Source organism: Streptomyces sp. NPDC048258, from assembly GCF_043201995.1.
In the GTDB taxonomy this organism is placed as follows: Bacteria; Actinomycetota; Actinomycetes; order Streptomycetales; family Streptomycetaceae; genus Streptomyces.
In genome coordinates this window covers 480,727-503,682 of sequence record NZ_JBICZH010000004.1, presented here as the reverse complement: position 1 = coordinate 503,682, position 22,956 = coordinate 480,727, and the positions used below count along the sequence as shown (strand labels likewise).

General features: G+C 72.9%; 22 protein-coding genes. 10 read left to right on the top strand and 12 right to left on the bottom strand.

What is annotated here, in order from left to right:
* Positions 1 to 135: 135 nt before the first annotated feature.
* The 3 genes from ACGFYQ_RS12970 to ACGFYQ_RS12960 all read right to left on the bottom strand — a co-directional run bounded on the left by ACGFYQ_RS12970 (position 136) and on the right by ACGFYQ_RS12960 (position 3,114).
* Entirely contained in the window at positions 136 to 1,221 is a 1,086-nt protein-coding gene (locus tag ACGFYQ_RS12970) for an RICIN domain-containing protein (RefSeq protein WP_393742996.1), read from the bottom strand.
* A gap of 71 nt (positions 1,222 to 1,292) precedes the next feature.
* Complete coding sequence (locus ACGFYQ_RS12965) at positions 1,293 to 2,417, bottom strand: alpha/beta hydrolase (RefSeq protein ID WP_393742994.1); 1,125 nt, start codon at positions 2,415 to 2,417, stop codon at positions 1,293 to 1,295.
* A 169-nt stretch (positions 2,418 to 2,586) separates the two neighbouring features.
* Positions 2,587 to 3,114, bottom strand: coding sequence for a hypothetical protein (locus tag ACGFYQ_RS12960; RefSeq protein ID WP_393742992.1), 528 nt, complete (start codon positions 3,112 to 3,114; stop codon positions 2,587 to 2,589).
* A 215-nt stretch (positions 3,115 to 3,329) separates the two neighbouring features.
* Here ACGFYQ_RS12960 and ACGFYQ_RS12955 point away from each other — a divergent pair, with 215 nt between their 5' ends.
* Positions 3,330 to 3,485, top strand: a complete 156-nt coding sequence (locus tag ACGFYQ_RS12955; RefSeq protein ID WP_393742988.1) for a DUF6131 family protein — start codon at positions 3,330 to 3,332, stop codon at positions 3,483 to 3,485.
* Between the two features lie 56 nt (positions 3,486 to 3,541).
* On the opposite strand, the gene ACGFYQ_RS12950 is transcribed toward ACGFYQ_RS12955, so the two are convergent.
* Positions 3,542 to 5,431, bottom strand: a complete 1,890-nt coding sequence (locus ACGFYQ_RS12950) for a potassium channel family protein (protein WP_393743295.1) — start codon at positions 5,429 to 5,431, stop codon at positions 3,542 to 3,544.
* Between the two features lie 196 nt (positions 5,432 to 5,627).
* Here ACGFYQ_RS12950 and ACGFYQ_RS12945 point away from each other — a divergent pair, with 196 nt between their 5' ends.
* Positions 5,628 to 5,993, top strand: coding sequence for a hypothetical protein (locus ACGFYQ_RS12945; protein WP_393742986.1), 366 nt, complete (start codon positions 5,628 to 5,630; stop codon positions 5,991 to 5,993).
* 12 nt (positions 5,994 to 6,005) lie between these two features.
* On the opposite strand, the gene ACGFYQ_RS12940 is transcribed toward ACGFYQ_RS12945, so the two are convergent.
* The 4 genes from ACGFYQ_RS12940 to ACGFYQ_RS12925 all read right to left on the bottom strand — a co-directional run bounded on the left by ACGFYQ_RS12940 (position 6,006) and on the right by ACGFYQ_RS12925 (position 8,943).
* Positions 6,006 to 6,938 (bottom strand): MerR family transcriptional regulator, encoded by a 933-nt coding sequence (locus ACGFYQ_RS12940; RefSeq protein WP_393742984.1) that lies wholly within the window; start codon positions 6,936 to 6,938, stop codon positions 6,006 to 6,008.
* A gap of 33 nt (positions 6,939 to 6,971) precedes the next feature.
* On the bottom strand, positions 6,972 to 7,313 hold the full coding sequence (locus tag ACGFYQ_RS12935; protein WP_393742981.1) for an ArsR/SmtB family transcription factor: 342 nt from the start codon (positions 7,311 to 7,313) through the stop codon (positions 6,972 to 6,974).
* A gap of 140 nt (positions 7,314 to 7,453) precedes the next feature.
* Positions 7,454 to 8,407 (bottom strand): NmrA/HSCARG family protein, encoded by a 954-nt coding sequence (locus tag ACGFYQ_RS12930; protein ID WP_393742979.1) that lies wholly within the window; start codon positions 8,405 to 8,407, stop codon positions 7,454 to 7,456.
* 179 nt (positions 8,408 to 8,586) lie between these two features.
* Positions 8,587 to 8,943 carry a hypothetical protein gene (locus ACGFYQ_RS12925; protein WP_393742977.1) on the bottom strand — a complete coding sequence of 119 codons (357 nt, stop codon included), beginning with the start codon at positions 8,941 to 8,943 and terminating at the stop codon, positions 8,587 to 8,589.
* A 470-nt stretch (positions 8,944 to 9,413) separates the two neighbouring features.
* On the opposite strand from ACGFYQ_RS12925, the gene fusA reads away from it, so the two are divergent.
* From fusA to ACGFYQ_RS12910, 3 genes are all read left to right on the top strand, one after another.
* Positions 9,414 to 11,492, top strand: a complete 2,079-nt coding sequence (fusA, locus tag ACGFYQ_RS12920; RefSeq protein WP_393742975.1) for an elongation factor G — start codon at positions 9,414 to 9,416, stop codon at positions 11,490 to 11,492.
* 121 nt (positions 11,493 to 11,613) lie between these two features.
* Positions 11,614 to 12,156, top strand: a complete 543-nt coding sequence (locus ACGFYQ_RS12915) for an FABP family protein (RefSeq protein ID WP_393742973.1) — start codon at positions 11,614 to 11,616, stop codon at positions 12,154 to 12,156.
* 88 nt (positions 12,157 to 12,244) lie between these two features.
* Complete coding sequence (locus ACGFYQ_RS12910) at positions 12,245 to 13,087, top strand: polysaccharide deacetylase family protein (protein WP_393742971.1); 843 nt, start codon at positions 12,245 to 12,247, stop codon at positions 13,085 to 13,087.
* Here the strand turns inward: ACGFYQ_RS12910 and ACGFYQ_RS12905 are convergent.
* Positions 13,071 to 14,531, bottom strand: a complete 1,461-nt coding sequence (locus ACGFYQ_RS12905; protein WP_393742969.1) for an MFS transporter — start codon at positions 14,529 to 14,531, stop codon at positions 13,071 to 13,073. The two genes, ACGFYQ_RS12910 and ACGFYQ_RS12905, sit on opposite strands and share 17 nt — an antisense overlap.
* A 77-nt stretch (positions 14,532 to 14,608) precedes the next feature.
* Between ACGFYQ_RS12905 and ACGFYQ_RS12900 the strand changes: the two genes are divergently transcribed.
* Positions 14,609 to 15,193 carry a helix-turn-helix domain-containing protein gene (locus ACGFYQ_RS12900; RefSeq protein WP_393742967.1) on the top strand — a complete coding sequence of 195 codons (585 nt, stop codon included), beginning with the start codon at positions 14,609 to 14,611 and terminating at the stop codon, positions 15,191 to 15,193.
* Positions 15,194 to 15,244: 51 nt separating this feature from the next.
* Here ACGFYQ_RS12900 and ACGFYQ_RS12895 read toward each other — a convergent pair whose 3' ends face one another.
* The gene (locus ACGFYQ_RS12895) at positions 15,245 to 15,781 is read right to left on the bottom strand and encodes a DoxX family protein (protein ID WP_393742965.1); all 537 of its coding nucleotides are present in this window, start codon (positions 15,779 to 15,781) and stop codon (positions 15,245 to 15,247) included.
* A gap of 134 nt (positions 15,782 to 15,915) precedes the next feature.
* Here ACGFYQ_RS12895 and ACGFYQ_RS12890 point away from each other — a divergent pair, with 134 nt between their 5' ends.
* From ACGFYQ_RS12890 to ACGFYQ_RS12880, 3 genes are all read left to right on the top strand, one after another.
* Positions 15,916 to 16,425 (top strand): hypothetical protein, encoded by a 510-nt coding sequence (locus tag ACGFYQ_RS12890; protein WP_393742963.1) that lies wholly within the window; start codon positions 15,916 to 15,918, stop codon positions 16,423 to 16,425.
* 9 nt (positions 16,426 to 16,434) lie between these two features.
* Positions 16,435 to 16,791, top strand: coding sequence for an ArsR/SmtB family transcription factor (locus ACGFYQ_RS12885; protein ID WP_393742961.1), 357 nt, complete (start codon positions 16,435 to 16,437; stop codon positions 16,789 to 16,791).
* A gap of 107 nt (positions 16,792 to 16,898) precedes the next feature.
* Entirely contained in the window at positions 16,899 to 18,269 is a 1,371-nt protein-coding gene (locus ACGFYQ_RS12880) for an MFS transporter (RefSeq protein ID WP_393743293.1), read from the top strand.
* Here the strand turns inward: ACGFYQ_RS12880 and ACGFYQ_RS12875 are convergent.
* Entirely contained in the window at positions 18,244 to 20,328 is a 2,085-nt protein-coding gene (locus tag ACGFYQ_RS12875) for a SpoIIE family protein phosphatase (RefSeq protein ID WP_393742959.1), read from the bottom strand. The two genes, ACGFYQ_RS12880 and ACGFYQ_RS12875, sit on opposite strands and share 26 nt — an antisense overlap.
* Before the next feature lie 113 nt (positions 20,329 to 20,441).
* Between ACGFYQ_RS12875 and ACGFYQ_RS12870 the strand changes: the two genes are divergently transcribed.
* Complete coding sequence (locus ACGFYQ_RS12870; protein ID WP_393742957.1) at positions 20,442 to 20,792, top strand: VOC family protein; 351 nt, start codon at positions 20,442 to 20,444, stop codon at positions 20,790 to 20,792.
* Between the two features lie 24 nt (positions 20,793 to 20,816).
* Here the strand turns inward: ACGFYQ_RS12870 and ACGFYQ_RS12865 are convergent, their stop codons facing one another.
* Entirely contained in the window at positions 20,817 to 22,949 is a 2,133-nt protein-coding gene (locus ACGFYQ_RS12865; RefSeq protein WP_393742955.1) for a xanthine dehydrogenase family protein molybdopterin-binding subunit, read from the bottom strand.
* Between the last annotated feature and the right edge of the window lie 7 nt (positions 22,950 to 22,956).

Sequence of the window (22,956 nt, the reverse complement as noted above, 5' to 3'; positions counted from 1 at the left end):
ACGACCAGGGGTCAACAAGCCGATCGCGACAGCCGGTTCTCGTGGCTGGCCCTCACCCCCTGTCGCCCGGCGGGTCCGGGCGACAGGAGGCGGACGGTGGTCAGCGCCCGCCCGGGAACGGCGGCGCGGCCGGGATCAGGCGCACGTGGTGAAGTTCGGGCTGGTGTTGGCGATGTAGAGGGTCGCACCGCCGGTCGGGTCGTCCTTCACGGGGACGGTGATGGTGTCGTCGGCCTTCCAGGGGAATCCGCGCGCGTCGAACGTCCAGTTGCCGGTCACTTTCTTCGCCAGCACGGACAGGGTCACCCATCCGTACTGCGCGGGCGGGACGGACACCTGGATGGCGTCGCCGACGCTCGTGGAGCCCTGCCAGACGTTGGTGAACGACAGGCTGGAGCTGATCCTCGTCATCAGTGCCGGGGCGACGCCCGCGCTGAGGTCCGTCGACAGCTGGGTCGTGATGCTGCTCTGCCAGCCGGTGGTCTTGGTGACCGAGAAGGTCTGGGCGACCGGGGAGCCGGAGTTGTTGTACCAGACCGCGGAGGCGCAGACCTTCGGCAGGGGCGCGGCGGGGGCCTCGCTCTTCACCGCCCAGGAGCAGCTGGAGGGGTCCTTCTGGCAGGTCCGGGCGCCGTGGTCCACGGCCAGGTTGAAGGCGGCCGCTGAGTTCGTGCTCCACCGCTGGTTGACGCCGGCGTGGCAGTTGGACTTTCCGGTCCAGGCGTCGTCGTACTGGGCGTTGCCGATGAGGTCGAGGCAGGAGTTGTCGCTCTCGTTGCGGATCATGAAAGCGGTGGTGGAGCCCGCCACCGGCTGGAAGTACCACTTCTGGCTCTTCTGACCGCGGCAGGTCTGCTGCCGCAGCGCGGGCCAGCTGAGGTCGATGCACTTGCCCGTGGTGCCGTTGACGATGGTGAAGCTGAAGTCCGCCGGGTCGACGTTCAGGTTCCAGGACTGGTGGTAGCCGGGCGCGGAGTTGGTGACGATGTACGCCCCGTCGTCACGCGAGCCGTTCTGTACGTCGAGCTGGCGACCGTTGCTGACGGACGTGAGGCTCACGCACTGGAGCGGGGAGCCACAGGTCTCGTCCGCGTGGGCGGTGGCCGCCGCCAGGGGGGAGGCCATGATGCCCAGGGCGACGCAGCACGTCGCCAGGGCGGCGGCGAGCATGCGCAGGAAGGCCGTGGAGCGTTCCTGCGCCCGGGCCGGGGTCGAGGTCATGGGTGGGACCTTTCGTGTCGGTCGCGAAGGGGTGGCCGGAGTGGCCGGAGTGGCCGGAGTGAGGCGGACCGTCATGCGGCCGCGCCTGCGGCGAACGCCGCCTCCAGGCGCGGGACGTAGTCCACGAGGTCCTGGCTCCAGCAGCCGCTGGTGTGGCCGCCTCGGCAGTTCTCGCCCCAGCCGGAGCCGTTGCCGTAGTTCACGTAGTGGTACGGGAATCCGAGCGCGTCCAGGCGGTCCTTGGCGTGCCGCGCCGCCGACTCGGCCCAGAACTCGAAGTCGGCCTGGTTGCCGTTGCCGTTGCCGGTGTAGACGGCGATGCCCATGCCTTCCAGGGCTGCCATGTGCGCCGTGGGATCCGCCGCGTTCCAGCGCCAGTCGGCGTCGAACACCGGGTACGGGGTGCCGAATATGGCGTCGCTGGAGACCGCGGGCCCGAACTCGAGGTTGCAGCTGGAGTCGGAGCTGGAACCGCACAGCGGGGCACCGATGTTGGTCAGGGTGGCGACGACGGCCGCGCGGGTGACCGCGTGGTTCCTGGACAGGTCGTTGGCGCCGGAGAGGGTGGCGACCTGGCTGAACAGGTCGGGGTGGCGCTGGGCGTAGTGCAGGGCGCCGAATCCGCCCATGGAGATGCCCGCGACGGCGCGGCCCTGCTTGCCGGTGACGGTGCGCAGGTTGGCGTCGATGAAGGGGATCACCTGGTTGATGTGGAAGTTCTCCCAGTTCTGCGCCCCCGCGGCGGTCTTCTGGTCGAGCCAGTTGGCGTACCAGCCCCGGAGGCCTCCATCCGGGATGACCGTGATCATCGACTGGGCTGCAGTGAGCGCGGGGTAGGCCAGTGCGGGGTTCCCGGGGTCGTCGGACGCGCCGTGCAAGAAGTAGAGGACCGGGTAGCGCTTGGCCGGGTCGGCCGCGTAGTCGCCGGGCAGCAGGATCCGGATGCGGTGCTCGCCCGCGACCTCGGGGGTGGAGACGGTGACCACGAAGTTGGTCCCGGTCCCGGTCACGGCGGAGACCTGGGTCAGGCCGGACCCGTCCGTCATGACGGGCGGGCCCTGGGGGGCGGCGTGTACGGGTGGTGTGCCCAGCAGGAGCACGGCGGCCGCCAGGGCGAGGACCGCCGCCTTCGCGCGCAGCAGCCGGGCGGATAAGAGCGGTCTCGTCGAGGATGCTCGGAGCGGATTGTGGTCCATGGGCCGAGTGTGGACCAGGCGCCGCGTCGATTTGGAGTCTAGTTCTAGAAAATTTCTCCGCTTTGTATGGCCGGAACCACGTCATCCCGGCGGCGCCGGCCGACGCGCTGCGGAGCCGGGGCCCGGGGCCGCGGGCAGGAACTCGCGCCCCCGGCCCCGGTGTTGCCGGCTACTGCTTGTTCTTGGCCAGGTCTTCCTGGAACAGCTTCTCGCAGGCGGGGCCGGTGTCCGTGGCCATGAACGAGACCATCAGCATGGCGCCCGCCTTGCCGTGGTGGCTCGCCTTCATGCTCCAGCCGCTCTTGTCCAGCGTCTTGATGACCGAGACCTGCTGGTCGAGGGTCCGCGATTCCTTCCATCCGCCCTTGGTCAGGGCGGCGACCGTGTCGTCGTAGGACTTCTTCGAGTCGGTGACCTTCTTGGTGTCCGCGGCCCAGGAGACCATGCAGGACTTGAGCGCCGCCGGGACGTCGTCCCCGGCCTTCTCGGCGAATCCGGCCGCCGTGGCCGCGCCCTCGATCTCCTTCTTCACCGCCGCGGCGTCCAGGGTGCCGGCCGACCCCGTCTTGGCCGGGGCGGAGGAGCCGGACGCTGGTGCGTCACCCGCCTTACCCTTGTCCGAACCGCCCTCGCTGCCACAACCCGCGACCAACAGCACCACACCGGCAGCCGCAGCCGCCCACCTCGCCTTGCGCACTTCATCCCATTCCCGTGTGCACGCGGGCCCGTTGCCCTCGTGATCAAGGAAGAAGTCTGCCACGGAGGTTCGGCTGCGACCCGGCCGCGCGGAGCGGACACCGCAGGCTGCCGGACGGGTACGGACCGTACACGGCCGCGTGTGCGGAATTCCGAAGCGGCGCATTCCCCCGCCGAAACGGGGCAGGAGCCGATTGCGAGATTGGAGAGAACATCATGATCGTCCTTGGCGTCATACTGCTGATCATCGGCTTCCTCACCGGCATCTCGATCCTCTGGACCATCGGGGTCATCCTGCTCGTCGTCGGCGCCATCCTGTGGATCCTGGGAGCCGTCGGCCACTCGGTGGGAGGTCGACGCCATTACTACTAGCGGCACCGCTCGTCTTCGCCGGCCGGCCGGCGTGATCCCCTGCCGTGCAGCGCCCGTCAGGGCCGTGCGGCAGGTGCGCCGGCGCGGCCGAGGAGTTCGGCCAGGCCGCGGCGGGTGGCGGCCAGCACGACCCGGTCCTCGGGCTTGAGCACGTAACCGGGGTGCAGCTCCCACACCAGCCCCTGACCGCGGCCCGCTCCCTCGCGGGGGAGGGACGCCAGGTCGGGGCGGCGGTCTTCGGGGGACGCGGTGTCAAGGGCGATCACCCGCCAGGCACCGGGACGGAAGGACTCGGTGATCGTCCGGCCCTCCAGTCGCGGGTGCCCCGCCACGTCGACGACAGCGAAGAGCAGCACCCGGCGCTCCACCGCGATGGCGCCGAGGATCTGCCGGCCCATCATCGCCCCGGCGAAGGCGGGGGCGGCGAGGTGGGTCACGCTGCGGCTGCGGGTGAGGGCGTCCGGGTGGGCGACCTTCAGGGTGCGGTAGACGGCGGTCGCGAAGTCGTCCTCGTACAGGCGCATCACGACCCGCAGATCGGGCTTGACCCCGCGGGCGTACAGGGCGGCTTCCAGGTTGGTGGTGTCCGAGCTGGTCAGGGCGAGCAGCGCGTGCGCGCGGTGGACGCGGGCGGCCTCCAGTACGCCCTCGTCGGTGACGTCGCCGACGACCACTGGCACCCGCAGGCGGCGGGCCAGTGCCACGCCTCGGGCCTGCGGGTCCGATTCCACGCACACCACCGGGATCTCCAGCTCCCGCAGCCGCGCCAGCACCCGGGCGCCGATCTTGCCCAGCCCCAGCAGCACCACGTGCCCGGACAGCCCGCGGGGCGGCCGGCGCAGCACGGTGGCCGTGCGGAACGCCCCCAGCGCTTCGAGCGCGGCCGCCACCAGGACCGGCAGGAGGAGCAGGCCGACGAATCCGGCCAGGATCTGCAGCACCTGCCGCTGTGTGGGGTCGCCGACCGCCGGATCGTTGATCGCGAAGATGTCGAGCAGGGTGATGTACGCGGCGTGCAGGGGATGATCGCCCGTGGTCAGCCAGGACGCCACGGCGAGTGCGGTGACGGCCGCCACGATGCCGCCCAGCGACCAGCGCAGTCGTCGGGAGAACAAGGAGGCCACCGGCAGCGAAGCCGCTCCGAGCCGTGGCGCCGCCGGCGCCGGGCCCGTGTGGGCCACCGCTTCCAGGGCCACGGTGCCGCGTCCCGTGGCGGCCGCCACCGCGCGGTCGTCGGGGAGGAGTTGGAGCCCCCGTTCGCCGCCGAGCACGGAACTCTCGCTGCCGGCCGGGTCGGTGGACGTCGCGGACAGCAGCGCGAGGGTGCACAGGCCGGGGTCGGCCGTCTCGCCCCTGCCCGGAGGCATCCGCTCGACCGCCCGCAGCAGCAGACCGTCCGCCTGGACCACCTTGCTCGTCCCCGCGACCGCGCTCGCGGCCAGTGCGGGCGCGGCCGTGTCGGCGTCGGACAGCACGGTCGTGGCGGAGTCCCGCTTGCGCGGATCCAGCCCCGGTTCGGCGACGATCGCCGCCTGGTCCAGGAGGTCCTCGAGGTGCTGGCCGAGCTTGCGGTTGTAGAGCCGGATCACCAGCCGCAGCCCCGGGTTGAGCCGCCGGGCCACCAGGGCGGCCCGTACGTTCCTGTCGTCGTCCTCGTAGACGAGCGCCAGCGCGGCGGCGCCGGCCACCCCCGCGGCGGCGAGCACCTCCTCGTCCGGCTCCGCGGCCTCCACGACCTGCGGCTCCTCCGGAAGCCGCTCGTCCGCCGCCGCGCGCAGCGCCCTGGCCGACGGGATGCGTCCCCAGCGCACGCGCCGCGAGGGCCGTCCCACGGCGAGCGGTGGCTCGCTCGCGGGCGGCACCACCAGCGTCACCCGCTCCCCGTACACCTCACCGAGCTCGGCGGCCAGCCTGCGGGCCAGCCCGTCGTCGCCGCACACCACCATCCGGCCCGCTGCGCCCGGGGGTTGAAGAACCTGCTGCGGAATCTGCACCGCCCCAGCATGCCGTGCGCTCCCGGCGGCGATCCCGGCGGACCCGCCGTGCCCGGCCCGCCCCTCTCGCGACGCTCCGGCCGCGGGTCCAAGCTGGAGTGGAGGTATGTGCTCGCGCTCGACCGCCCAAGCAAGGGAGACGGCCCCCATGACAGCAACCACACGCGAGGACACGCCTGTCGCAATCGAAGGCGGAGGCGTAGAACTACGGACTCGGGAGATCGGCGGCGACATGTCGGTCGCCTTTGTCCGCTTCCCTGCGGGCACGGACATGGGTCCGGCGCTGAAAGGTCTGCGGCCCGACGGTCTCTGCCCCTGTCCGCACTGGGGCCACCTCGTCAAGGGGCGGCTCAAGATGCGCACGCCGGACGGCGACGAGATCTACGAGGCGGGACAGGTGTTCTACTGGCCCCCCGGCCACACACCCGTGGCCCTCGAAGACTGCGAGTACATCGATTTCTCCCCCACCGAGGCCTTCACCGAAGTCATCGACCACATCAAAGGCCAAGGCTGAGTCGACCCCCGTTCACCGGTACCGGCTCAGGGCAGCGGTGAACCACGTGAACACCGGGGCGAGGCTCGGCGACACCGGCCAGCCGTTGATCGTGGCGATGAGCTCCCAGTAGCGCTCGGCGCGCGGGTCGGCGGCGGTCTCCAGCCGGGCCAGGAGCCAGCGGCGCAGGTCGCCGTCGTCGGCGCGCTCGAACGCGTGGGCGTAGAGGGCGGCCAGGGAGTCCGTGATCGGCGCCGCCTCGGCGGAGGTCGGGAGGATCCCGGCCGCGAGGGCTTCGTCGATCCGCTCACGCACGGCTTCGTTGAGTTCGTGGTGCAGGCCCCCGGTGTCCCCCTGGGAGCGCTCTTCCGCCTGGTACTCGGCCATGCGGCGTACGGCCTCACGGAAGCCGGTGTCCTGGCAGAGTTCGGCGAGTTCCACCCAGGCCTCGACCTGTTCGGGCATGGGGTCCTCGGGGAGCATGGGCATGGCCGATCGCATCATGGCCACGAACTCGGGGTTGGCGTCGAGGCTGCCGAAGGTGTCGTCGATGAAGTCGCTGACCAGCCGGTGCCGTTCGGCCTCGGAGAGCTTGGCGAGTCGGTGCATGAGGTTCAACTCCATGGGGGTGGGGCCGCGTCGGGCGACTGCTCGCAGAACTGCCCGCCGCAGGCGAAGGGTCTGGATCTGGACGTCCAGGGCGTCGGCATGGGCCCGTGCGACGTCCGGTACGGAGACCTCCCGGTCCAGTACCTTCCGTACGGTGCCCAGGTCGAGCCCGAGATCGCGCAGGGTCCGGGCCAGGTCCAGCCGGGCGAGCGCGTCGGCGTCGTACAGCCGGTAGCCCGCCGGGCTCCGGTCGGTCGGCGGCACGATCCCCTCGTCGGAGTAGAACCGGACGGTCTTCACCGTCAGGCCGGTCCGCCGGGCCAGTTCCCCGATGGAGTAGAGCGCGTCGCTGTCCATGCCCCCACCTTGCCGTCTCCCCCTACGGGAGACTCAACCCCGCGGCGGCCCCGCGGCACGCAGGTCGGCGAGGAGTTCGGCCTGGCCTTCCAGGACGCCGGAGAGGATGCCGCGGGCGACCCGCAGCAGCTCGGCGATCCGGGGGCTGGTGAGCGCGTAGTAGACGGTGGAGCCCTCGCGGCGGCTGGTCACCAGGTTGGCCTTGCGCAGGACGGCCAGCTGCTGGGACAGGCTCGCGGCCTCCACCCCGACCTCCGGCAGCATCTCGGCGACGGCGTGGTCCCGTTCGCTGAGGAGTTCCAGGACGCGGATGCGGACCGGGTGGCCGAGCGTCTTGAAGAACTCCGCCTTGAGCTGGTACAGCGGTGCGCTCACCTGGGCCCCCTGCCTCGACTGCGACCGTGGGGACGGTTCGCGTCCCCTCACACCTTGCGACCTCCACAATTGCAGATCCGTGCAACTCCTGGGACCCCGGTACCCACGGGCATCGCGCCCACGGAAATCACCTACGGGAATCACGTCCACGCGGCGCGCAGCTCCTCGCCGTGGGCGGCGAGCCAGGTCCGGAAGTCCTGGAGGGCGGGATCGAGGTCGCGGACGGCGGTGAGGTCGCGGGCGGCGGTGAAGCGGTCCTCGCAGTCGGCGTAGAACTGGAACATGTTCCCGGTTTCGTCGGCGCCCGGGAAGCCCAGCGCCCGGAAGGCGTCCGCGGTGACCGGCCGGTACCGCACGGTCTCGCCGAGGGTCTCCGAGAGCGCCGAGGCCATGTCGGCGACCTTGAGGTGTTCGCCGGCGATGCTGACGGTGGCGGCGATGAGGTCGGTGTCGCGCTTGAACACGGCCAGGGCGATCCTGCCGATGTCGTCCACCGCGATGCCGGAGAGCCTGCTGTCGCCCATCGGGAGGACCAGCTCGAAGGCGCCGTCCTCCGCGCGCTGCGGGGGGAACATGCCGAGCAGGTTCTCCCAGTAGAACGTGGACCGCAGGAAGGTCGTCGGTACGCCCGCCTCGGTGAAGTAGTGGTCGGCCTCCGCCTTGCCGTCGAAGTGCGGCACCTTGTAGTGCTCCTGGAGCGTGGGCATCCGCGTGTCCTCCAGCGGGATGCACTCGCGCGTGTCCTCCAGCGTGGACCAGATCGCGTGCTGGACCCCGGCATGCGAGGCGGCCTGGGCGAGCGCCAGCGCCTGGGCCTTCTCCCGCTCGGCGGACATGTGGTCCCAGAAGTTGGTGACCAGGTAGGCGCCGTACGCGTGCTCGAAGGCCGGTCCCAGGCTCGCCTCGTCGTCCATGTCGGCCTGGATCACCTGCACGCCGAGCCGTTCCAGCTCCCGGGCCTTCCCGGACTCCGGGTGGCGGGTCACGGCCCGGACCGCGAAGTCGCTCTCCCGATCCGCCAGGATCGCCCGTACCAGGCCACCGCCCTGCGCGCCGGTCGCACCGAACACCGTGATCGTCTTCTTCTCTCCCATGACACCTTTCTTCGCACACTCTCCGCGTCCGGATCGTCACGCCACGCGGATCCGGTGGCGTCGACCCCGTAACCCCACCGGCGGCGGATCGTTTCTCTGGATGTCGCAGATACACACCCGCGTCCCCCGCGGTGTACGCGGCCCCGGGCCCGGGGAATCCATCACCCCCGGGCCCTCGGTCATGCCATGGCCGCCCGCACGGTCGCGGCCACGCGCTCGGAGTGCGGGCCGCTGACGGTGATCCGGGCGAAGGGCGACGGCGACCGCAGGTCGACGAAGACGACGTCGGGATGCGTGCGCCGGACCGCCACGAAGTCCTCTCCGGTGGCGTGCCGCCACCTCCCCAGGCACAGCGCGCCGGGAATGAGCGTGCCCCGTGCCCGTACGCCGCGCAGGGCGCGCCACCAGTCCCGCGTGGCTTCCACATGGGTCAAGGTCGCCAGCGGGACCCGTACGTCACCGCGCCGGGCAGCCGGCCTCTCCCACCAGGCCAACCGGACCACCAGGTCGTCACCGTCGACACACAACCGCGCCATGTCACACCCCTTGCAGCCGAGGACCTGAATCACCTACCCGGAGTGTGCCCATTTATATGGATATGGGCGCAGCTTCCGGTCCCCGGAAAATGCCGTGCCCTCGGCCGGACCCGCTCACTACACTCGCCGTACGCGCCGCCGACAGAGCGGTGTCGCACGCCTCATGCCGAGTGAAGAGAAGGGGAGCCGGGCCATGCGCATCCACCGCACCGCAGCCGCCGTCGCTCCCCCGTCCCGGTACGACGTGATCCCGGTGTCTCACGGCGCGCGGTGCCGGCTGCGCGGCCGTCATCGTATGCCCGTGACGCACTGTTAGTTCCCTTCTCCCCCGCTTCCTTTACGCCGCCTGCCCGGGCCTTGTGCCGGGCAGGCGGCGGCGCAGCCGCGCGGGGCGGGACGAGGCGGGACCGCGTCCGGGAATCGCGCTGCCCTCTTCCTCATCTTCGAAATCCTTCGAAAGGCCTCGGGCCATGCGCACCAACCGGCGACCTCTCGCCACCGCTTCCCCCGCCACCACCGCCGTCCGGAACCTGGGCATCCTCGCCCACGTCGACGCCGGCAAGACCACGATCACCGAGCGCATCCTGTTCGCGACCGGTGCCATCCACAAGCGGGGCGAGGTGCACGACGGCACGACCGTCACCGACTTCGACGCCCAGGAACGCGACCGCGGCATCACCATCTTCGCCGCGGCCGTCAGCTGCACCTGGGACGGACATCGCGTCAACCTGATCGACACCCCGGGCCATGTCGACTTCTCCGACGAGGTCGAACGGTCCCTGCGGGTGCTGGACGGGGCCGTCGCGGTGTTCGACGCCGTCGCCGGAGTCGAGCCGCAGAGCGAGTCGGTGTGGCGGCAGGCCGACCGGCACGGTGTGCCGCGGATCGCCTTCGTCAACAAGCTGGACCGGGCGGGCGCCGACCTCGACACGGCCGTCGCCTCGATCCGGGAGCGGCTGGGCGCGGTTCCCCTGGTGGTCCAGCTGCCCATCGGGAAGGAGGACGCCTTCACCGGCGTCGTCGACCTGCTGGGGATGCGCGCGCTGATCTGGCGCGCCGGCCACGACTCGTACGAGACGGCGCCGGTGCCCGAGCCGCTGCGCGAGGAGGCGGACCGGCGCCGACGGCTCCTGGAGGAGACGGTGGCCGAGCTCCACGCGGACGCCCTGGAGGAGTTCTGCGCGACGTCGGCACTGACCGGACGGACCCTGGCCCGCGCCCTGCGGGAGCTGACGCTCCGCGGGGACGGCGTGGTGGTGCTGTGCGGCTCGGCGTACCGCAACCGCGGTGTCGAGCCGCTGCTGGACGCGGTCCTGGCGTACCTGCCGTCGCCCGCCGACATGCCGCCGGTACGCGGCACGGCCGACGGCGCGGAGCAGGAGCGCGCGCCCGATCCGGCGGAGCCGTTCGCGGCCCTCGCCTTCAAGGTGACGGCGACACCGACCGGGCGGCTCACCTACCTGCGCGTCTACGCGGGCACGCTCCGCAAGGGCGAGTCCGTACTGGACGCCGCTACGGGCCGTACGGAGCGGGTCGGCCGGATCCTGCGGGTGCAGGCCGACCGGCACGAGGAGCGGGAGGAGGCGGTCGCCGGTGACATCGTCGCCGTGATCGGGCTGAAGGCCGCCCGGGCGGGCACGACCCTGTGCGCGCCGGGCGCGCCCGTGGTCCTCGAACCGCCCTCGGTGGCCGATCCGGTGGTGTCGGTGGCGGTCGAGGCCCGCCGCAGCTCCGACACCGGGCGTCTGTCGGCCGCGCTGGCGCGGCTCGCCGAGGAGGATCCCTCGCTGGTGGTGCGGTCCGACCCGGAGACCGGGCAGACCGTGCTGTCGGGGATGGGTGAACTCCATCTGGAGGTCGCGGTGGAGAAGATCCGCAGCGGCCACGGGGTGGAGGTCGTCGTCGGGCGGCCGCAGGTCTCCTACCGGGAGACCGTCGTACGCGGGGTGACCGGCCTGGTCTACCGGCATGTCAAACAGGACGGTGGCGCGGGCCAGTTCGCGCACGTCGTCATCGATGTCGAGCCGCTGGAGGAGGTGGGCTTCGAGTTCCGGTCGGCGGTCGTCGGCGGCCGTGTGCCGCAGGAGTACGCGCGCGCCGTGGAGGCGGGCTGCCGGGACGCCCTCGCGGAGGGCCCCCTCGGGGGCTTCCCGGTGACGGGGCTCCGGGTCACGCTCACCGACGGGGCGACGCATTCCAAGGACTCCTCGGAGATGGCGTTCCGGGCGGCGGGCCGGTTCGCGCTGCGCGAGGCGCTGCGCGTGAGCACGGTGGAGCTGCTGGAGCCGGTCGTCGAGGTCACGGTGACCGTTCCGGAAGACGGTGTGGGCGGAGTACTCGGTGATCTCGCGGCGCGCCGCGGCCGGGTCTCGGGGTCCACGTCCGAGTCCGGCAGCGCGGTGATCACCGCGGCCGTGCCGCTGGCCGAGCTCTTCGGGTACGCGTCCCGGCTGCGCGGCCGTACCCAGGGCCGGGGCGCCTTCACCACGCGCCCGGCCGGCCTGGCGCCGGTCCCGGCCTCGGTCGCGGGCACCCTGCTGACCCGGTAGCCGCCGGGCCGGACCGCCCCGCCCCCACCACTGGGGCGGGGCGGTCCGGGGCCCTGACGGCAGCGAACGGCCTAGGCTGCAGACCCTGGTGGTATCCGCAGACAGGCAAGGCAAGGTGCACATGTTCGAGTCGCCGCAGGACAATCCGTACCCCGACAGCCACGTCCTCGGCGAGGGCCCCGATCCGCACCCCCTGCTGCGGCCCGTACTGCCCCTGCTGGGGCGCTGGCACGGCCGCGGCCGCGGCGAGTACCCGACCCTGGAACAGGACTTCCGGTACGAGCAGGAGATCACCTTCAGCCACGACGGGCGCCCCTTCCTGCGGTACGAGGCGCGCGCGTGGCTGATCGACGAGTCCGGGACCCCGGTCCGCCCGGCGGGGCGCGAGGCCGGGTGGTGGCGGGTGACGCCGGACGCGTCCCTGGAAGTCGTACTCGCCCACCCCACCGGCATCGTCGAGACGTACGTCGGGCGGGTGTCCGATACGGAGATCGAGATCGAGACCAAGGACGTGGCGCTGACCCCCCTGGCCAAGGAGGTCACCGGCACGCGGCGCCACTACGCCCTCCAGGGCGAGGAGATGACGGTCACTCACGACATGGCCGCCGTGGGGCAGCCCCTGCAGCACCACCTGACGACCCACCTGCGCCGGCGCCTGTCCTGACCCGGAGATCACCCGGGTGCCCGGCCCGGTCCGCGCGGCGGTTCATCGCTCCCTCTCGCATAGTCGTGGCATCGGAGAGGGAGAGACGATGGCCGATGTGGGACGACGCGCCGCGATGACCGCACTGCTGGCCGCCGGGCTCGCACCGGGTTCCGGCGCGCAGGCGGCGCCGCGGCGCGGGGCGCGGTCCTCCGGCGCGCTCACCGGACCGGGGGCGGGAACCGGACCGGAGGCGTGGGCCGTACCGGAGGCGGGAGCCGGACCGGAGGCGTGGGCCGGCCCGCGTCCGCCGGCGGCGCTGCTCGGCAGCGAGATCCGCCGGTTGCCCACGTCCCGCCGGGTCGTGGCCCTCACCTTCAACGCCGCGTGGGACGAGAGCGGGATCGACACCGTGCTCGGCGAACTGCGGCGCCGCGAGCTGCCCGCCACGTTCTTCCCGACCGGGCAGTTCGCCGATGCCCACCCCGCGGCGGTGCGCGCCATGGCGGCGGCGCACGGCCTGGGCAACCACTCGTACAGCCACCCCTACTTCGCCGACCTGAGCACCGCGGACCGGGCGGACGAGGTACGCCGCGCCGACGCGGCGATCCGTACCGCATCCGGGGCCGAGCCCCTGCCCTTCTTCCGCTTCCCCTACAGCGCCACCACCGCGGACTCCGTCGCCGACGTCAACGGCCTCGGCTACGCGGCGATCGAGTTCACCGCGGACACCAAGGGGTACCTCGGCCCGGAGGGCGGCATGACCGTGGACGAGGCGGTCGAGCGGGCCGTCGACGCCCTGTCCCCCGGCGCGATCATCCAGATGCACGTGGGCAGCAACGGCGACGGCGTCGTCCTCGACGCCCAGGCCCTCCCCCGGATCATCGACGCGGCCCAGGACGACGACTACGAGATCATCGACCTCCGCCGGTTCCTCACGCGCGTCGTGTGAGGGCGCGGCCTCCCACCGCGAGGGCGAGCGCGACGGCGACCAGTACCGCCGCGACCGCGAACGTGACCCGCATACCGGTGGCAACGGCCTCGGGACGCCCCGTCGCCACGTCGGCCGTCGCCGAGGCGAGCGCGAACACGGCGCCCATCACCGAGGCGCCGGTGATGAGCCCGAGATTGCGCGACAGGTTGAGCATGCCGGAGACGACGCCCCGCTGATCCGGGCGGACGTCGGACATGACGGCCGTGTTGTTGGCCGTCTGGAACACGGCGTAGCCGGCGGTGACGACCGCGAGGGGGGCCACGTAGCCGAGGACGCCGAGGGTCTCCGGGATCACGGACAGCAGCAGGCAACCGGCCGCCATGGCCGTGAGCCCGGCGAGGGCCATGCGCGGTGCGCCGAGACGGTCCACGATGCGACCGGCCGGCATACCGGTCAGCGCGGCCACGAGCGGACCGACCGACAGGACGAGTCCGACCAGGGCCTCGCCGAGCCCGAGCGTGCGGGAGAGGTAGAACGGCCCGACCACCAGCGTGGCCATCATCACCGTCGAGACGAGCGCGCTCGTGGCCAGGCTCGCGCTCAGCGCCGGCTCACGGAAGATCGCCGGTCGGATCAGCGGTGATGCCGCCCGCGCCTCGGCGCGTACGAAGAGGCCGACTCCCACGGCGGCGGCCGCCAGCAGAGCCGTGTTGAGCGGACCGAAACCGCCGCGCCCCATGGTCATGGCCAGTGCGTAGGCCGCGAGCGTCAGGGCGAGCAGCAGCGTGCCCAGGTGATCGAAGCCGGCCCGGTCCTTGTCGGGTTCGCGGCGGTCGGCGGGCAGGTGGCGGTGGGCGAGCAGCAGGGTCAGGATGCCCAGGGGTGCGTTGACGAGGAAGATCGCCCTCCAGCCGGGTCCGGAGATCAGGACGCCGCCCAGCGAGGGACCGAGGGCGGTTCCGATCGCGGACATCGTTCCGAGCAGCCCCATGGCGCTGCCGGTCCTCGCCTTCGGAACCGTCTCACCGACGAACGCCATGGTGAGGGCCATCATGACGGCCGCCCCGACGCCCTGCGCCGCGCGGGCGGCGATCAGCCACCAGAGCGTGGGCGCGCATCCGCACAGCACCGAGGAGGCCGTGAACAGGGATGTGCCGGCCAGCAGCAGCCGTCGGCGGCCGATGATGTCGCCGAGGCGTCCGACGCTGACGATGAGGGTGGTGACGGCGAGGAGATAGGCGAGGACGATCCACTGGACCTGCTGGAAGGAGGCGGTGAACGCCTGCGCCAGCGTCGGCAGGGCGACATTGGCGCTGCTGGTGCCGAGCGAGGACAGCAGCATGGACAGGGAGAGTCCGGCGAGCACCCACCGAACGGAAGGTATCTCGCGGGCACTTGTGGCTGGGGCCCCGTCCTCTCGTACGGTGATCGGCTCGGGTCCGGAATCGCGGTGTGGGCTCATGCGCGGGAGCGTGCGCCCGCCCGGCGGTCGCGGCAAACTTTGTTGCCGATTCCGGGACGGCGGAGTGGAATGTCGGCATGGACACACCACCGCCCTACCGAGCGGTCCTCGATGACGTCGGCCCCCGGCTCAAGCGGCTGCGTGCCCAGCGCGGGCTCACCCTGGCCGCGCTGTCCGAGGTGACCGGCATTTCCAAGAGCACCCTTTCCCGGCTGGAGTCCGGTCAGCGCCGCCCGAGCCTGGAACTGCTCCTGCCGCTCGCCGGCGCGTACCACGTGCCCCTGGACGACCTGGTCAACGCCCCCGAGGTGGGGGATCCCCGGGTCAGGCTGAAACCCGGCACCCTGGCGAGCGGCGGCACGTTCCTCCCCCTCACCCGGAGCACGGGCCCCCTCCAGGCGTACAAGATGATCATCACCGACCGGGGTGGCGAGCCGGACCTCCGTACCCACGAGGGCTACGAGTGGCTGTACGTGCTGGACGGCCGCCTGCGCATCGTCCTCGCCGAGCACGACCTGGTCCTCGGCCCCGGCGAGGCCGCCGAGTTCGACACCCGGGTGCCCCACTGGTTCAGCAGCGCGGACGGGCGGCCCGTCGAGATCCTCAGCCTCTTCGGGCGACAGGGCGAGCGCATGCACGTCCGCGCGAAGCCCCGCGCCTGAGCTTCCGCGTCGGCGCCGTCCGCGCGTCGGCGCCGTCCCGTACGGATCCGCTCATCCCTCGTCAGCCGCAGGCGGGGCCGCTCGCGTCTGCGCCCCGGCGCGTTTGGCGACCACGGCGGCGGCCGCGAGGGCGCTGCCCGCGAAGGCCAGCATGACCGTCCACCGCCGGTCGAAGCAGTGTCCGGTGGCGTGGTCGACGGAGTAGCGGCCCGGTCCGGCAAGGCCGATGGCGGCCGCGGTGAACCCTAGGAACGCGGGGTACTCGAATCCGCCGCCCTGGTTGAAGAACCCGGCGGGCGCGTGCACGGACACGGCGCCCGCCATGGCCCCCGCCGCCGCGGCGCCGGCAGCCGGGGTGGCCAGACCCAGGACCAGCAGCGCCCCACCGCCCGCCTCACCCAGACCGGCCGCGATCGCGCTCTCCCGCCCGGGGTGGAAGCCCATGTGCTCCATCGCGGCTGCCGTTCCCGCCAGGCCCGCGCCGCCGAACCACCCGAAGAGCTTCTGCGTGCCGTGCGCCATCAGCACCGCGCCCGTACCGGCGCGTAGCGCCAGCAGGCCGAGGTCACGTCGGTTGATACGGCTCATCGGGGTCTCCTCGCGGATGGGTGGCTGCGCACGCGTCGATACGCACCACATCCGTAACCGCTCCGGCCGCCGACACCCCCGCATCCGCCCCCAGATCCTCCGTACGGGTCTGAGACAGGACCTAGCCTTCACCCATGTCCGTCAACAGCATGCAATTCGAGCAGGTCTTCACCTACGCGTGGGAGCGCGAGCGGGGAGAAGGGGGCAGCTGCGTCCTCTCGGTCGCGTACGAACCGGCGGAGGCGGGCCGGCCGCGGGGCTGGCTGCTGCTGGCGGGACTGCCCGACTTCACCGAGCTGCTGACCTTCGACGATGCGGCGCACGCCCGGGAGTTCGCCCGGGCGGTGCTCGAACTGCCGCAGGCGGCCGAGTCCTACGAGCGGGAGGTCCAGCTCGGCGAGACCAGCACGCGGACCCTGCTGTCGGGTCCCGTGACGGAGGAACGATTCGCCACGCTGTCCGTCGGCCGCGACCCCACCGACGAGCTGCGCGCCTACTTCGCGTACCAGTCGTACTTCTCCTTCCCCGGCCGGCCGGGGCTCTCGGCGCTCGGCCTGCAGGTCGTCTGCGAGGACGTCGACGTGGCCCGGGCGCACGCCGAGGCCCGGTCGCTGCTGGCAGCGCTGGACGAGGGGCCCGCCTAACATGTGCGCATGAGCGCAAGCACGCACCTGGCAGGTGCAGACGGCTCGCAGGAGCACGGGCAGGGCGAGCGGCTGGCGGTCGCCGTGTCGGTCCTCGCGCTGCTCGCGGACGCCACCCGCCTGGCGGTGCTGGACGAGCTCGGCCGCGGCGAGGCCGACGTCAGCACGCTCACCGAGGCCTGCGGGGCCGCCCGGCCCTCCGTCAGCCAGCACCTCGCCAAGCTCCGCCTCGCCGGGCTGGTCACCAGCCGCAAGGACGGGCGCCGTGTGGTCTACGCGCTGCGCCACGGGCATCTGCGGCGCCTGGTGGACGAGGCCCTGAACGTCGCCGACCACGAGCTGGGCTCCCTTCCGCCGCACGACTGACCGTCACACCGTCCCGTTTCCCGTACGCAACATGTGCACGGGTACGCACATGTTGGTTATGGTGGTGGAGTCAGGGGTCTCCCATGCCGCCGACCGGGACGGGACCGATGCTGTCCGTACTGCGCAATCGCACCTACCGGCACCTGTTCACCGCCCAGGCCGTCGCCCTTGTCGGCACCGGGCTCGCGACCGTCGCCCTCGGTCTGCTCGCGTACGACATCGCCGGTGACGACGCCTCGGCGGTGCTCGGGACGGCCTTGGCGATCAAGATGGTCGCCTACGTCGCCATCGCCCCGCTCGTCGGCGCGGTCGCCGACCGGATCCCCCGCCGCACCCTGATGGTGGCGACGGACCTGACCCGCGCCGGCGTCGCGGCGGCCCTGCCCTTCGTCACCGAGGTCTGGGAGGTCTACCTGCTGATCTTCCTGCTCCAGGCGGCCTCGGCGGCCTTCACGCCCGTCTTCCAGGCGACCATCCCCGAGGTGCTGCCCGCCGAGGGCGACTACACCCGGGCCCTGTCGATGTCCCGGCTCGCCTACGACCTGGAGAGCCTGTTCAGCCCGGCGCTGGCCGCGGCCCTGCTGACCCTGGTGTCCTACGGCTGGCTCTTCGCCGGGACCACCGTCGGCTTCGCCGCCTCCGCCGCCCTCGTCCTCGCCACCGTGCTGCCCCGGCCCGCGCCCGTCGAACGCACCGGCGGCGCCTACGCCAAGGCCGCCTTCGGTGCCCGCCTGTTCTGGGCGACACCCCGACTGCGGGCCCTGCTCGCCCTCGACCTCGCGGTGGCCGCCGCCGGAGCCATCGTCTTCGTCGACACGGTCGTCCTGGTACGGGACCACCTCGGCCGCCCCGCGGGCGCCGTCTCCCTCGCCCTCGGCGCCTACGGTGCGGGATCCATGCTGACCGCGCTGCTGCTCCCGCGCCTGCTGCGCCGCGTCCCCGACCGCGCCCTGATGCTCCCGGCCGCCTTCGCCCTCCCGGTGGTCCTGGCCGCCGCAGCCGCGCTCACCTCGACGTCACCCGGCACCTGGTCATGGCCCGCGATCCTGCTGGTCTGGGCCGCGATCGGCGCCGCCTCTTCCGCCGTACTGACCCCCGGCGGCCGCGTCATCCGCCGCTCCACCGCCGACGCGGACCTGCCCGCCGCGTTCGCCGCGCAGTTCTCCCTCTCGCACAGCTGCTGGCTGCTGACCTACCCGCTGGCCGGCTGGCTCGCCGCCGGAGCCGGGCTTCCGGTGACCGCACTGGCCCTCGGCGCCGTCTGTCTGGCCGCCGCCGCGGCCGCTGCCGCCATCTGGCCCGCCCGTGACCCGTCCCGGCTCGAACACGTCCACCCCGACCTGCCTCCCGGGCACCCGCACCTCGCCGACGCCCGCCCCGCGGCGGGCGGCTGGCGGCACGGGCACCACTACGTCATCGACCGGCACCACCACCACTGGCCGGCCACCGGTCTCACATCGGTTTCGCGCGGGCGATGACCAGGGCGACGTCGTCGTGGTCGTCCGGGCGGCGCAGCGTGTCCAGGAGCCTGTCGCAGGTCTCCTCCAGCGGGCGGCTGGTGTCGGCGAGCAGGTCCAGGAGGAGGCCGAGGCGCTCGTCGATCGGCTGGTCCCGGGTCTCGACCAGCCCGTCGGTGTACAGGACCAGCTGGTCGCCGGGCTCCATGGGGACGGTGGTGGCCTCGAACGGGATGCCGCCCACGCCCAGCGGCGTCCCGGTGGGCAGGTCGAGCAGCCGGGGCGCCTGCCCGGAGCGGATCAGGACCGGGGGCAGGTGTCCGGCGACGGCGATGCGGCACTCCGCGCGGTGGGGGTCGTAGACGGCGTAGACGCAGGTGGCGATGGTCTCCTCCAGGGCGCTGGTGGTGTGGTCCAGCTGCTGGAGTACGCGGGTGGGGTCGAGGGCCAGCTCCGCGAGGGTGCGGGTGGCGGTGCGCAGCTGTCCCATGCCGGCGGCGGCGTTGATGCCGCTGCCCATGACGTCGCCGACGACGAGGACGGTGGTGTCGTCCGGCTGGGCGATGGCGTCGAACCAGTCTCCGCCGATCTCGCTGGTCGCCGCCGCGGGCCGGTACCGGTAGGCGACTTCCAGGCCCGGTGTGGGCGGAGGGTGGTGCGGGAGGAGGTGGTGCTGGAGGGCCAGGGCGGTGTGGTGGGCGTTGCGGTACCAGCGGGCGTTGTCGATGCACACGGCGGCGCGGGCGGCCAGCTCGCCCGCCAGGACGATGTCGTCGTCGTTGAACGGCAGCGGGTTGCGGGTGCGCTTGAGGTCGAGGGCGCCGAGGACCTCGCCGCGGGCGATGAGCGGCACGGCCAGGTAGGAGCGAAGGCCGGCGCGGGCCAGCAGGGCGGCCGCGTCGTCGTCGCGGGCGATGCGCGAGATGTCCCGCGCGTGCACGTGGGCCACCAGGACCGGGTGGCCGGTCGTCACGGACTGGGTGACCAGGCGGTCCGCCTCGTACCGGGCGATGTCACCCGGGGGGTCCGCGGCGCGCACGGCTTCGCTGGGATAGGCGGCCGCCACGGCCAGGGCCCGGAACACCGCCGGTTCGTGGGCGGCCGACTTCAGGCTGGGGCGGCCTTCGAGGACGGAGTCCAGGATGTCGACCGCGGCGATGTCCGCGAGCTCGGGCACGACCACGTCGGCGAGCTCGCGGGCGGTCTGGTCCAGGTCGAGGGTGGTGCCGATGCGTACGGTGGCGTCCGCGATCAGGGCGAGGCGGCGGCGGCTGCGGGCGATCTCTTTGGCCGCCTGGTGACTCTGGGTGACGTCCACCACGGAGGTCGCCAGGCCCAGGACCCGCCCGCCGGCGTCCTCCAGCCGGTAGTACGACACCGACCAGGCGTGTTCGTGATGCTGATCGCCGTGGGTGTGCCCGGCGGTGAACTGCTCGACCAGCGGTGTCCCCGTGGCCAGGACCTGGCGCATCGCCGACTCGACGGCTCCCGCGTCGTCGAGGAAGGACAGGGCCTCGCGGATACCGCGTCCGATGTGCTCGGAGGCGGGCAGCCCGTTGATGCGCTCCAGCGACGGATTGACCAGGACGTAGCGCAGGTCGGTGTCCAGGACCGCCAGCCCGATCGGGGACTGGGCCACCAGACGGGCGGAGAGGGCCAGGTCCCGCTCCAGCTGCCGCAGCCGTGTGCGGTCCGTGGCGATCCCGAGGGCGTACATGTCTCCGTGCTCGTCGAGCAGCCGCATGTTGCGGAACTCGACCGGGCGTGTGGAGCCGTCCTTGTGCCGTATGGGGAACGCTCCGGCCCAGTCCCCCGCACCGCCCATGACCCGCGCGAACAGTTCCAGGACCAGGTCCACGTGGTCCTCGGCCGCCAGCAGGCGGGCGGCGGGCCGGCCGAGGGCCTCCTTGGCCGTCCACCCGAACAGCTGCTCGGCCTGCGGGCTCCACAGGGCGATGCGCCCTTGTGCGTCGAGGACGACCGCAGCGACGTTCAGGACGTCGAGCAGCCCGCTCGGCGGGGACACCCCGGCCTCGGCGCGCCTCACGCCGCCCGTACCGCGAGCATCGGTCGCATCCATCAAGGCGCTCCCTTCCCGGCTGGCTTTCATCGTCCCTCCAAATCGGCCCCACAGCGTCCGGGCGGACGGCGCGGGGCGGGGAGGACGTGGGCCGTACGGCCTACGCTCGGCCCATGGCACTGGAGTGGGAGCAGACCGTCGTGGACGCCCGGGACCCGGCCGCGCTGGGCAGCTGGTGGGCGCGGGCCCTGGGCTGGGTGGTCGTGAACGACTCCCCGGAGGAGTACGAGGTCCGTCCCGGGCCCGAACGGCTCCCCGGGGTGGTCTTCGTACCGGTACCGGATCCCAAGACGTCGAAGAACCGCCTGCACCTCGGCTTCCGCCCCGACGACCAGGCGGCGGAGGTCCGGCGCCTGGTCGGGCTCGGGACCCGCCACGCCGATGTCGGCCAGGGCGCGGACGCGACGTGGGTCGTGCCGGCCGATCCCGAGGGCAACGAATTCTGCGTCCTGGCCTCCCGGTAGGCCCCGCACGCCGTCACACCGGCGTCAGGTCAGCGCCGGCAGCACCCGGTCCGGGGTGAGGGGGAGGTCGCGCATGCGCTTCCCCGTGGCGTGGCACACGGCGTTGCCGATCGCGGCCGCCGTGCCGACGATGCCGATCTCGCCGATCCCCTTGCTGCCCATCGGGTTGAGGTGCGCGTCGTGCTCGTCGATCCAGTGCACCTCGATGTCGGGCACGTCGGCGTGGACCGGCACGTGGTAGGCCGCCAGGTCGCTCTCGGCGAAGCCGCCGAGGACCGGGTCGAGCGTGCTCCGCTCCGTCAGCGCCATCCCCATGCCCATCACCATCGCGCCGGTGAACTGGGAGCGCGCCGTGACCGGGTTCAGGATGTGCCCGGCGGCGAAGACGCCGAGCAGGCGGCGTACGCGTACCTCTCCGGTGACCGTGTCGACCTGGACGTCGGCGAACTGGGCGCCGAACGCGTGGCGGGCGTACGGGGACTCCTGCCGGACCGGCTCCGTGGTGTCGGCCGTCGCCGACAGGCCCTCGGCGGGCAGGCCGCCCCGCAGGCCCGCCATGCGGGCGGCCAGCGCGGTGCAGGCGTCGTGCACCGCCCAGCCCCAGGAGGCGGTCCCGGCGGACCCGCCGGCCAGCGCGGCCCGCGGCAGGTCCGTGCTCCCGACGGCCACCGTCACGGAGTCCAGCGGGACGGCGAGGGCGTCGGCCGCCACCTGGGCGAGCACGGTACGGGCGCCCGTCCCGATGTCGGTGGCGTTGATCTCGACGAGGTGGCTCCCGTCGGGCCGGGCGTGGGCCCGGGCGGTCGAGGGCGCGATGTACACGGGATAGGTGGAGGCGGCCACTCCGGTGCCGCGGAGGAACGGTCCTTCCCTGCGCGGCGTACGCGATGTGGCCCAGCCGAAGCGGGCCGCGCCCTCCAGGAGGCACTCCACGAGGTGCCGGCTGCTGAAGGGCCGGCCCGTATCGGGTTCGCGCGCGGGCTCGTTGCGGATGCGCAGCTCGACGGGGTCCGCCCCCAGCGCTTCGGCCAGCTCGTCCATGGCCGACTCCAGGGCGTACATGCCGGGCGCCTCCCCCGGGGCCCGCATCCAGGACGGCGTGGGTACGTCCAGGGCGACGGCCCGGTGGAGGGTGCGGCTCGCCGGGACGGCGTACATGACGCGGGCGGGGACGGCCGCCTGCTCCACGAACTCCCTGACGCGGGAGGTGTACGTGGTGACCTCGTGGGTGAGCGCGGTGAGGGTGCCGTCGGGGCGGGCACCCAGGCTGATCTCGTGCAGGGTCTGCGCGCGGTGCCCGACCACGGCGGCCAGGTGGCGCCGGGGCAGGGCGAGTTCGACGGGGCGTCCGACGTGGCGGGCGGCCATGGCGGCCAGCACCGCGTGGGGGCGCGGGGTGCCCTTGGAACCGAAGCCTCCGCCGACGTGCTCGCTGACGACCGTGATGTCCTCCTCGGGCAGGCCGAACAGCGAGGCCAGCGCCGTCCGGACCGCCCCCGCGCCCTGGCTGGAGTCGTGGACGGTCAGGTGGTCGTGGCCGCCCGCGGCGTCCCACCGGGCGGTGGCGGCGTGCGGTTCCATGGGGTGGTTGTGCAGGGGCGGCACCGTGTAGAGGCAGTCGACGCGTACGGGGGCGGCGGCGAGGGCCGCGTCCGGGTCGCCGTGCTCCCGGAGGGCGGGGTACCCGCCGTTGACCTCCTCGGGCGTGTAGCGGTCTGGGTGGTCGGTGCGGAGGCCGACGTCGTGTTCCTCGGTCGCGTAGGTGATCCGCACCGCTCCGGCGGCGGCCCTCGCCCCTTCGGGCGTCTCGGCGACGGCCAGGGCCACGTACCAGCCGCGGTGCGGGACCCCGGTGCTCTGGAGGACCTGGAGGGTGGGGTCGTCCGAGGGGCCCAGGCGGGGGGCGTCGTACGGGGTGAGGACGGCCAGTACACCCGGAAGCGCCAGGCAGGGGCCGGTGTCCACGGCGGTGACGCGGCCGCGGGGCACGGTGGCGGGCACGGGCCAGGCGTAGGCGAGGTCGGACGGCGTGCGGTCGGTGGCGTAGCGCGCGGCGCCCGTGACCTTCTGGGGGCCCTCGGCCCGGACGGCGGGGGAACCGAGGGCGGCGGCAGGGCGGTCGGGACGGTCGGAAGGGTCTGGACGGTCGGGGCGCATTCCTGCT

Coding starts and splice junctions, on each gene's coding strand:
- ACGFYQ_RS12875 (WP_393742959.1), bottom strand. CDS start 20,328: ATGGATGCGACCGATGCTCGCGGTACGGGCGGCGTGAGGCGCGCCGAG.
- ACGFYQ_RS12925 (WP_393742977.1), bottom strand. CDS start 8,943: ATGGCGCGGTTGTGTGTCGACGGTGACGACCTGGTGGTCCGGTTGGCC.
- fusA (WP_393742975.1), top strand. CDS start 9,414: ATGCGCACCAACCGGCGACCTCTCGCCACCGCTTCCCCCGCCACCACC.
- ACGFYQ_RS12870 (WP_393742957.1), top strand. CDS start 20,442: ATGGCACTGGAGTGGGAGCAGACCGTCGTGGACGCCCGGGACCCGGCC.
- ACGFYQ_RS12970 (WP_393742996.1), bottom strand. CDS start 1,221: ATGACCTCGACCCCGGCCCGGGCGCAGGAACGCTCCACGGCCTTCCTG.
- ACGFYQ_RS12910 (WP_393742971.1), top strand. CDS start 12,245: ATGGCCGATGTGGGACGACGCGCCGCGATGACCGCACTGCTGGCCGCC.
- ACGFYQ_RS12885 (WP_393742961.1), top strand. CDS start 16,435: ATGAGCGCAAGCACGCACCTGGCAGGTGCAGACGGCTCGCAGGAGCAC.
- ACGFYQ_RS12895 (WP_393742965.1), bottom strand. CDS start 15,781: ATGAGCCGTATCAACCGACGTGACCTCGGCCTGCTGGCGCTACGCGCC.
- ACGFYQ_RS12905 (WP_393742969.1), bottom strand. CDS start 14,531: ATGAGCCCACACCGCGATTCCGGACCCGAGCCGATCACCGTACGAGAG.
- ACGFYQ_RS12945 (WP_393742986.1), top strand. CDS start 5,628: ATGACAGCAACCACACGCGAGGACACGCCTGTCGCAATCGAAGGCGGA.
- ACGFYQ_RS12955 (WP_393742988.1), top strand. CDS start 3,330: ATGATCGTCCTTGGCGTCATACTGCTGATCATCGGCTTCCTCACCGGC.
- ACGFYQ_RS12950 (WP_393743295.1), bottom strand. CDS start 5,431: ATGGTGGTGTGCGGCGACGACGGGCTGGCCCGCAGGCTGGCCGCCGAG.
- ACGFYQ_RS12890 (WP_393742963.1), top strand. CDS start 15,916: ATGTCCGTCAACAGCATGCAATTCGAGCAGGTCTTCACCTACGCGTGG.
- ACGFYQ_RS12965 (WP_393742994.1), bottom strand. CDS start 2,417: ATGGACCACAATCCGCTCCGAGCATCCTCGACGAGACCGCTCTTATCC.
- ACGFYQ_RS12930 (WP_393742979.1), bottom strand. CDS start 8,407: ATGGGAGAGAAGAAGACGATCACGGTGTTCGGTGCGACCGGCGCGCAG.
- ACGFYQ_RS12900 (WP_393742967.1), top strand. CDS start 14,609: ATGGACACACCACCGCCCTACCGAGCGGTCCTCGATGACGTCGGCCCC.
- ACGFYQ_RS12940 (WP_393742984.1), bottom strand. CDS start 6,938: ATGGACAGCGACGCGCTCTACTCCATCGGGGAACTGGCCCGGCGGACC.
- ACGFYQ_RS12915 (WP_393742973.1), top strand. CDS start 11,614: ATGTTCGAGTCGCCGCAGGACAATCCGTACCCCGACAGCCACGTCCTC.
- ACGFYQ_RS12865 (WP_393742955.1), bottom strand. CDS start 22,949: ATGCGCCCCGACCGTCCAGACCCTTCCGACCGTCCCGACCGCCCTGCC.
- ACGFYQ_RS12880 (WP_393743293.1), top strand. CDS start 16,899: ATGCTGTCCGTACTGCGCAATCGCACCTACCGGCACCTGTTCACCGCC.